The organism is Bradyrhizobium sp. sGM-13 (assembly GCF_018398875.1).
Classification (GTDB): domain Bacteria; phylum Pseudomonadota; class Alphaproteobacteria; order Rhizobiales; family Xanthobacteraceae; genus Bradyrhizobium.
On the sequence record NZ_JAGWDK010000082.1, the window covers coordinates 1 to 9,456 of the forward strand.

Genomic DNA, 9,456 nt, shown 5'->3' on the forward strand with positions numbered 1-9,456 from the left:
CCGGACCAAGCGCCGCTTCGTGGAAAGCAATCTGGAGCGGGCCTTGAGCGAGGAGCCGCGTCCGGGCGCGGAACGCAAGCTGACGGGCAAGGAAGAGACCCTGCTGGTCGCGACCGCATGCGCCAAGCCGCCCGCCGGCCGCAAACGCTGGACGCTGACGCTGCTGGCCGACACGATGGTCAAGCTCACCGATCACGACAGCCTGTCGGGCGAGACCGTGCGTCGCCGGCTGGCCGAGAACGACCTCAGCCATGGCGCAGGGACATGTGGTGGTGCATTCCCCATGTCGACGGCGAATACGTCGCCCGCATGGAGGACGTGCTCGATCTCTATTCCGAGGCGCCGGATTCCGAGCGGCCGCTGGTCTGCTTCGACGAGACCCCCGTCCAGCTCATCGGCGAGGTGCGTCAGCCGATCCCGGCCAAGCCCGGACAGCGCGAGTGCTACGATTATGAGTACCGCCGCAACGGCACCGTCAATCTCTTCGTCACCTTCGATCCGCATCGCGGCTGGCGCAACGTCAAGATAACAGACCGCCGCGCGGCCGTGGACTACGCCCACTGCATGCGTGAACTCGTCGATGTCCATTATCCCGATGCCGCCTGTATCCGTGTCGTGCAGGACAATCTGTCGATCCATAAGCCTGGGGCGCTGTATCAAGCATTTGCGCCCGCCGAGGCCCGTCGCATCCTGCGTCGCCTCGAATTCCACTTCACCCCGAAGCACGCCAGTTGGCTCAACATGAATCGAGTGCGAGATCAGCGTGCTGCAGCGCCAGTGTCTCGGCCGCCGCATCGACGATCCCAAACGGCTCCGAAAAGAGATCGCAGCATGGCAACGGCAGCGAAACAAAGCACGAGACCGCATCAAATGGATGTTCACAACCGACAAAGCCCGCGCCAAACTCGGCCGCGCATATCCAACCACCGCCAAAGAGTCAAAATCACTGTGATGAACCACTAGTTGGCCTTGCCTTGCCTTGCCTTGTCTCACTGATCCCTTCACTTCAGATCACGAAAGCCCATTCATGAAAGCGGCTTGCGGGAAAACTGCACGAGCCGTTTGAGCGGCGGGCGGAGGCAAGCCCTTCAATGGGCGACTCCCCCGACCCGACACTCCGAGGACGGGAAAGCCGGCCACATGGGGAAACGAAACTTGAACAGATAGCAGTGAAAGCTGTGAACCAACTGCCGAAGAGCGCGGTGCGGGAAATCCGCACGCCACGTTCTGTGAGAACCGGGGGCGGGCGACCGCCTCCGGTGACCCGGTGGGCGGAGCTGCGAGGCTCCTCCCTCTCGATCAATCACTTTCGGGGATCCCGTCAGCGAAGGGGGAGGGAGCCCGTAGGGAGTCCGTCCGCCAATGCGCCCCTTACTGATCCCAATGACTTCGGAGTCATCTGCAACGCGCTGTGAGGTGAGCGCCCCGTTCAGGTCCCCCTTGCGGCCCCTCGCGGGGGAGGGGGTAGGGACAGGGATAAGCCGCAACGGAGGTGCGCCTAGAAAGCGTCAGTTCGACTTCGGGGTCGCCGCTGCCGGCTGGGCGGCCACCTGCGGGGCGCGGCCGACGATTACGGTGAGCAGGCCGTCGCCCCAGAGCTTCTTCGCGACCCGCCTGGTGTCATCAAGCGTCACCGCGTCGACGATGGCGTTGCGCTTCTCGATATAGTCGATCGGCAGCTTGTCGAGCTGATACTGCAGCATCTCCTGCGCCAGCTTGGAGGAGGTGTCGAGCGCCAGCATCTGCGAGCCCTTGAGATAGGACTTCGCCTCGTCGAGCTCCTGCTGTGTCGGGCCCTCCTCGGCGATGCGGCAGATTTCCTTCTCGACCGCATCGACGGTCTCGCCGGCGCGATCGGCGCGGGCGCCGGTCTCGCCGATGAACAGCGCGGAGTGATCCATCCAGAGCAGCGCTTCATGGATCGAATAGGCCAGCCCGCGCTTCTCGCGCACTTCCTTGAAGAGCCGCGACGACGGGCCGCCGCCGAGAATGTGGTTCACCACATCGGCCGCCATGAAATCCGGGTCGTGCCTGTTGATGCCGGGTCCGCCGAAGGTGACGGCGGTCTGCGGCACGTCGAGCGGGATGAAGGCGCGCTGCGGCGGCTTGGCCGCCACGACGTCGGGGATCGGCGTCAGTTCAGCCTTGGCCGGCAGGGCGCCGAAGGTCTTGTCGAGCAGCTTGCCGAGCGTATCGGGATCGACGTCGCCGACCACGACGATGCGCAGCGTATCCTTGGCGAGGATCCGGCGCGCATAGTCCTTCAGGTCGGCGATCTCGATCTTCGGTACGCTGTCCAGCGTGCCGGTGGCCGGCCTGCCATAGGGATGATCGCCAAACGCGACTTCGAGGACCTTTCGGTCGGCCAGCGAGGACGGATTGGTCGATTCACGGCGCAGGGTGGAGATCACCTGGGCGCGGATGCGTTCGACATCGGCCGGCTCGAACCGCGCGGAGGTCAGCGCCATCCGCAACAGTTCGTACGCTTCGTCCTTGTTGTCCTTGAGCATGCGAAGCGAGCCGCGGAAGTGATCGCGCGTCGCGGAGAAGCTCAACTTGATGGCCCGGCGGTCGAGCCGCTCATGGTAGGTCTTGGAATCGAGATCGCCTGAGCCTTCCTCAAGCAGGTCGGCGACCAGATTGCCGACGCCGGGCTTGCCGGCCGGATCCTGGCTCGCGCCGCCGCTGAAGGCATATTTCATCGCGATCAGGGGCACGGTCGCGTCCTGCACGAACCACGCCTCGATGCCGCCAGGCGACACCAGTCGCTGGATCTTGGCTGCAGCCTGCGAGGGCGCGGATGACAGCGTCAGCATCGCGGCGCAGGCGCCGCCGATCAGTGCCGCGCGGCGGGTGAGGGAATAGGTCACGAGCGCTTCTCCTTATGTTTCGGCGCAGTATCCTTGATCAGATAGCCGGTCACCGATCGCTTCTTGTCGAGCCATTTGGCCGCGGCGTCGCGCACCTGCTCGGCGGTGACGGCGCGGATGCGGTCCGGCCAGCTCCTGATATCGTCGATGCTGAGACCGGTGGTCAGGGCACCGCCATACCAGCGCGCCAGGGTCGCCTGATTGTCCTGGGCGTAGATCGCTTCGGCAATGAGCTGGGTCTTGACCCGCTCGAGGTCCTCGGCGCGCGCGGTATTCTGCGCGAGGTCGGCGATCACCTTGTCGATCGCCTCCTCGATCGGCGCGAACTCGACGCCTTGCTTGGGGGTCACCGAGATCGAGAATTGCGACGGGTCGAGCGCCCTGCCATCGTAGCCAGCGCCGGCGCTGATCGCGAGACCCCTGTCGATCACCAGCGCGCGGTAGAGATAGGAGTTGGCGCCGCCGCCCATCAATTGCGCGAGCACATCGAGCGCGGGGCTTTCGCCCGTTGCCGCCGTTGCGGCCGCCGGCACCAGATAATAGCGGCGCAGGCCGGGCTGCTCGACGCGCGGATCCGACAGCGTCACGGTGCGCGGCGCCGCCGGCATCGGCTCCTGCGGCCGGATGCGCTTCTCGGGGATCGCGTGCTGCGCCGGGATCGGACCGAAGTTCTTCTCCACCAGCGGGCGGATGTCCTTGACGTCGACGTCGCCGGCGATGACCAGGATTGCGTTGTTCGGGGCGTAGAAGCGCTTGTAGAACGCGAGCGCATCCTCGCAGTCGAGCTTTTCGATCTCCTGGTGCCAGCCGATCACCGGGCGGCCGTAGGGATGGTTGAGGTAGAGCGCGGCCATGATCTGCTCGGTCAGCCGCTCGTCCGGCTCGTTGGCGACGCGCATGTTGTATTCTTCCAGCACGACGTCACGCTCGGGCAGCACGTTCTCGTCCTTGAGGATGAGGCCGATCATGCGGTCGGCCTCGAACTCCATCATGGAGCCGAGCTGCTCGCGGGGCACGCGCTGGTAGTAGCCAGTGTAGTCGACCGAGGTGAAGGCGTTCTCGTTGCCGCCGACCCGCCGCACGGTCTGCGAGAACTCGCCGGCCGGGTGCTTGGCGGTGCCCTTGAACATCAGATGTTCGAGGAAATGCGCGAGCCCGGATTTGCCCGGCGTCTCGTCGGCGGAGCCGAGCTTGTACCAGATCATCTGCGTCACGACAGGCGTGCGGTGATCGGGGATCACCACAACCTGCAGGCCGTTGTCGAGCGTGAAGCTGGCGGGGCGTTCGGAGGTAACCGTCGTCTGGGCGCGGAGGCCGCTGCTTGACAGCGAGGTCGTGCAAACAAGTGCGGCAACGAAAAGGGCGGTCGCTCGGTGTGAGGGCATCATGATCCTTATGGAAGCCCGAACATGCGGTCGGGGCGCGAAAGCACGGGCACCCTACACGGCACTGTCCGTGCCAGTCATCACGAAACGGAGAGAGACGCGCCGCCCCGCATTAAGCTTTGCTCATGTGAGGCCCGGCCGCGAGGATGAGATTGTAAAACCATACGTATCGCTGATTGACGTTAGGTTCGATCGTCTCCGCGCGGTGCGCCAGCGCCTCTCGTGGCAAACCTTTTACCTGCCGAAGTTTCCTCACGGTAAACGCGGTACCTTTCGGATAGTCACGCCCGAGAGGGCGTCTCCTTCAAGAACTCTACACACGTCGCATCTGGTTTCTCCATGAATGGCTGTTGGGGCGCCGACTTGAATCTCCGTTGACACCGAGCTCCAGTACGCCAGTTCCGGGCAGAATTCGGCACGGCATCGTGTCCGCAACAATCTGCCGGGTACACCGGACTTCTGCCCGCTCGTTTTCAAGACGCCAGTACTGGTGGGTCTGTTGCGCTGGATATCAAGGAACGCGCCCGCGCCGTAGTGAGCCAGATTCCAAAAGATCTGCTCGCGAACCGCTGCCGTTCTTCTCCTCAAAGACTCAAAGTCGAGCTACGTCAATAGAAGGCGAGAGACCACCGCAGGACCGTATCCAGCGATGGGGAATGGTCATCGGGAAGGCGGGACGGGGACCGCTCGATGAGGCAGAGGTTCTACGCGTGCAGCGCATCGCGATCGGCGATGAGCGCTTCGTGAAGCTCGGCTTCCGTACCGAAGCTGGTTTTGTCGGCGACCACGATCGCGAGACGCAAAGACCGATCCCGGATCATATCAGCGCGCGCCACGAAGATATCGCCTCCCTGGTCCGCGGACCAATCGCATTCGATCATGCGGCGGAAAATGAACTTGATCCAGTCGTCGCCGCCGCCGTGCTGGCCTTCGGTTTCGTCTTTATCCACCGCTTTGAGGACGGCAATGGCCGCATTCACCGATAGCTGATGCACCATGTTCCGGCACGACGAGGATTTCAATCCCGCTGGAATCATCGTTGGATTCGTCCCGGCCTCCGCCAAGGAGGCAAAGCATGAATGTACGTTATCGGGTCGAATTGAGCCAAGCCGAGCGCGATGAACTGACGGCGATGCTCGGCGGCGGCAAACACGCCGCCCGCAAGCTCAAGCGGGCGCAGATTTTGCTGGCGGCCGATCGGGGCCGCCGCGACGAGGAGATTGCCCGGACCGTGAGTGTCAGCCTCTCCACCGTCGGCCGGACCAAGCGCCGCTTCGTGGAAGGCAATCTGGAGCGGGCCTTGAGCGAGGAGCCGCGTCCGGGCGCGGAACGCAAGCTGACGGGCAAGGAAGAGGCCCTGCTGGTCGCGACCGCATGCGCCAAGCCGCCCACCGGCCGCAAACGCTGGACGCTGACGCTGCTGGCCGACACGTTGGTCAAGCTCACCGATCACGACAGCCTGTCGGGCGAGACCGTGCGTCGCCGGCTGGCCGAGAACGACCTCAAGCCATGGCGCAGGGACATGTGGTGCATTCCCCATGTCGCGCGAACGATGGTGCGCAATTGGGGCTAGGGTGATGCGCCCCCTCTGTGCGTCAGCTTATTGTCAGCTCGGGCGCCTATCATTGTCCACAGGTCTTCGAGTAGGCCAGTACGTTGCGATAGGGAGAGCGAACTGCATGTATAACAGAATCACTGGTTCTTCCAGCCAAGTTCCAAGCGCGAGCCAGGCCGATGAATCGGAGCTATCAGCAGATGGCCGTAGGTTTACGGAAACGCTTACGGCGCCTGGTTCGTCCTCGGGGGCGACACGGCCGTACTCCCTCATTTCCGAACCTCCCATCGATGAGATTGACAGGGAGTCATTCAGGGAAGAACTGAGAAATTTTTACGGTAAGGACATCAAGCACATAGCCGATAATCCGCAAGAATACTCGGATTTCGTTTCCGAAAAGGCTGAGCGCACAGCGATGGTCGCCAGAGCCGGATCCACCGTAGAGGATTCGGACCATGCGCGATATTTCAGCTATCAATTGGGTGACAAGAGTGTCGGGCTTCTAAAGACCGAAGGTCGACGTCGCATGGGAGGGGAGGCGTGGGAGCGGCACTTTCCTGGGCGAAAACACGTCTCGTCCGTTGTCGGTCTCCGGGTTACTCATCCGCTCGTCGAGAACGCAGGCGATGTTCTGCTGGAACATCAACTTCGGCTTGACGGCAAGCGGGCGTTGGTCATGTCGCGTCCTGCCACGGATGAGGTGAAGCCCCGTCTAGAGCAGATGGGTTTTGTTCACGTGGGGGACAATGAAGATGACAATGAATATGTGCTTGACCCTAGGCAGCATCCCGACAAGTGGACGCTGAACGAGGAGGGAAACTGGCAGCGGGTGGACAAGCCTCGGCTATATCTCTCCAAAGTTGAGAGTAGTGATGACGAAAACGAAGGAAGTGTCGAGAAATATTCGGGCGAAGAATACATCGAAACGGATTCGTCGGGGGACGATCCTTCTTGGTACTTCGACCGGCTCAATTTAGGCCCGGGGACTGGCTAGCAGAAGTCGCGCCGGGTGCGGCTTGGCCTGAAAGTGGCCGATTTCTCGTAGCGGCATGCACCGGGAAGGGGCGCTGCAACGGGAGCGCCCGCCACGCGCGGGTGTGCTCTCGATGCGGCGCGCGAGCGGAATAAATTCGAAGCGGCGGCGGTTCTCGAATTTGGCGGCAGAGCAGCTTCCTTGGAAGCCCTAGTCAGCCGCTCTGAGCTACTTTTTGCCTCATTGGCAACTCTCTGGGATTTGAACGCTCCACCATCGATGTTGCGCGACTCTTGCAGGGCGCTTCGCCGGACGATCAATTGAGGTGTGCCTCCTCATGACCACCAACGGCCAAGCCGAATGTCGCTGCCGACTGCGATCTGCGGCTTCAACGACATTAATCCGGCGCGCTAGGGGAGGAGCAAGCGATGAAACCAGTCTGGGTCTAGATCGATGAAAAACACCCGCGCGTGATGCAAACCAGATCGCGCTGTTCGTGGATCAATACCGCCAATTGTCTGGACACTTGGTTGTCGAGCCGAGGAGGGGCTCAGCTGCTCGCAGCTCCGCTTTCCGCGCCTCATCCAGACGTCATTCACGGATAGCGAAATGTCTTGCCCTCAATTGCTGATCTTAGTGCTCGCTCGGACGCCATTTCGCGATGCTCTGCCTGCACATTCTTGTTCAGTGGACCGCTTATCCTCAGTCAAGCGCTGCTTCGATCGCTCCCAATTCAGTATCGTTGCAGCAGTCCTTGAGTATGTTGGAAGACGGCGCGAGTGAGCGCAGCGCCAAACCAAGCTTGCGCAGCGTTTCAATGATGCGCACTGCGATCTCATCACGAGTGGCATTTAGAACTGTATCAAAGGGCAATTTGAACATTGGTCTGTTCGTCGATAAAGGGTCTGAGGTGAGCATCCTGCGGAAGCGCAAGGGTTGGCCGTCAATTGCCGTTACATGTTACAGCCGACCCGACTGTGCGTTGGCGCGGCCGCTCGCTGGATCACTTCACCAGCTGTTTAGCGCTTGGTAAGTGTAAGCAGCGAGCTCGTCGGCTCGAAGAACATCACGAGCGATTGCGACTGAGGCTTGGGGGAAGCCTGGCTCGTCCGGCCACTTGCCGAGACCGTTCACCAGGTTCGACGGGCACCGCTGCGCCTTCGACGGCGGGATCAAGCTTGGAAACGGTCGCCTTATGATCCCGGCATTCAAGGGAGCTCATTCCGTCGGCCGGCCGTGACTGAACTGGAAGAGCAGCTGTTTCCGGCGGTGCGTTGATGTGGTGAGGTGAAAAAGGAAAATCTGGTGCTCTGAACCAAACTCGCAAGCTGAAAAGCACCATTGTGACCATATCCGTGAGGAAACGTACGCGTTCTTCTCAGTAAAGGTGAAGGAGATGGCGAAAGTTTGTACCGGCCTCTCGATGGAGGTTCTTTACCGGTTCAAGGAGAAGCGAGCGCCCGGTTGCATGTGCTTGCCGGCATTGGAAGCGGAAGAAGAGAGATGATCTACACTACGGTTTGCTCAGCAGTTTGTTCGAAATCAAGCGAGGCAAAGGAGGTGACGTGAGAGCACAAGTTCTAGAAAAGCTCGAGGCTGGCCGCGTACGATATGGCCAATTCGCCAGCGCGCCGGAGTCAGGTCCTTGCGGCCTCTTTTTTGTCCAGGGGCCTTGTGGCTGCAAGCTCAGGATAATCGGACTTGTTCGCCCAGGTTGGGAGCATGTCTCCGTCTCTACGCCGCGACGTTGTCCGAACTGGGAAGAGATGTCCTTCGTCAAAGACCTGTTTTGGGATGAAGAGGAGTGCGTGATGCAGCTGCATCCTCCTCATTCGCAATACGTGAATAACAGCCGGTATTGCCTGCATCTCTGGAAGCCGACTCGTCGGGACATTCCAATGCCACCGGCTAGCTTCGTAGGCGTCGTCGGGCTTGATCCATCTGAAACGGCAATGTTGCTTGCACAGATTGGGGGGCTATCATGAGACCCGTATCTACAACGATTTGAGGGCCCCAACAGGGGCGCCGCCGCATCTATTCCGGTAGGAACGACAACTGCGATAGACGAACAACTCCCTTCAATACATCTAAGATGCTTGTTGATGTTTGTTCGGGGAGTTTTCAGATCCCTTCGGCTGATCAACAAGGGCTGGGACTCCCGCCAGACGATATCGTTGCCGTGGGGAAACTCGTCAGCTTGGCGTCAGCTCGCATCCTTAGGGTGCCGATCCGTCAATAGGCGGTGAACGATGAGCCTTATCACGCATCGAGAAGAGCAGCGGGTTATAGCGAGCATGTCTGGCCCTACGGAGGACACGGCACGTCTGGATTGGGTGCCGTTCTGGTTGCGATCGGCCTTGGATATAGCCGCATTGTGCTGTGTGGCGTGCCTTGTGATGACGGCCGTTATAATAATGACGAGCCTTTTTGGCGGCGTACTGCTTTTGCTTCATCTGAGGCGGCGGGCTCGGTGTGTGCAAATCGCAACGTCTATTGTGGAAGGTGAACCAGATCGCTTTCGAGCCAAAAATGAGAAGCATGTCGGACCGCACCAAGAAGTGGTTGGGTGGCGCACACAAACTCGACCCGCAGCCTCAGGAGATACGATCGAGTAGAAAGGTGCCGTCGCGGGGTTGGTAGGAATTGAGTGTGGCGTAGTCTCCGGGGTGATCA

Annotated in this window: 5 protein-coding genes and 2 pseudogenes; 4 read left to right on the forward strand and 3 right to left on the reverse strand. The window is 61.0% G+C overall.

Features of this window, described 5'->3' with window-relative positions; all coding sequences use genetic code 11:
* Positions 1 to 952: pseudogene (locus KJQ96_RS37320) on the forward strand (IS630 family transposase); the annotation flags it as partial.
* A 556-nt stretch (positions 953 to 1,508) separates the two neighbouring features.
* Here the strand turns inward: KJQ96_RS37320 and KJQ96_RS37325 are convergent.
* Both KJQ96_RS37325 and KJQ96_RS37330 read right to left on the reverse strand, forming a co-directional pair.
* Positions 1,509 to 2,870, reverse strand: a complete 1,362-nt coding sequence (locus KJQ96_RS37325; protein WP_375293260.1) for a M16 family metallopeptidase — start codon at positions 2,868 to 2,870, stop codon at positions 1,509 to 1,511.
* Positions 2,867 to 4,255, reverse strand: coding sequence for a M16 family metallopeptidase (locus KJQ96_RS37330; RefSeq protein WP_375293261.1), 1,389 nt, complete (start codon positions 4,253 to 4,255; stop codon positions 2,867 to 2,869). The genes KJQ96_RS37325 and KJQ96_RS37330 overlap by 4 nt, the downstream gene beginning before the upstream one ends.
* A gap of 656 nt (positions 4,256 to 4,911) precedes the next feature.
* Between KJQ96_RS37330 and KJQ96_RS41885 the strand changes: the two genes are divergently transcribed.
* The 3 genes and pseudogenes from KJQ96_RS41885 (at position 4,912) to KJQ96_RS37345 (ending at position 6,804) form a co-directional block, all read left to right on the forward strand.
* Entirely contained in the window at positions 4,912 to 5,241 is a 330-nt protein-coding gene (locus tag KJQ96_RS41885) for a Fic family protein (protein WP_249727351.1), read from the forward strand.
* An 89-nt stretch (positions 5,242 to 5,330) separates the two neighbouring features.
* A pseudogene (locus KJQ96_RS37340) lies at positions 5,331 to 5,798 on the forward strand (helix-turn-helix domain-containing protein); the annotation flags it as partial.
* Positions 5,799 to 5,934: 136 nt separating this feature from the next.
* Positions 5,935 to 6,804: a host specificity protein gene (locus tag KJQ96_RS37345; RefSeq protein WP_213291045.1), complete on the forward strand. Its 870-nt coding sequence runs from the start codon at positions 5,935 to 5,937 to the stop codon at positions 6,802 to 6,804.
* A 681-nt stretch (positions 6,805 to 7,485) separates the two neighbouring features.
* Here the strand turns inward: KJQ96_RS37345 and KJQ96_RS37350 are convergent.
* Entirely contained in the window at positions 7,486 to 7,665 is a 180-nt protein-coding gene (locus tag KJQ96_RS37350) for a hypothetical protein (protein WP_213256177.1), read from the reverse strand.
* Between the last annotated feature and the right edge of the window lie 1,791 nt (positions 7,666 to 9,456).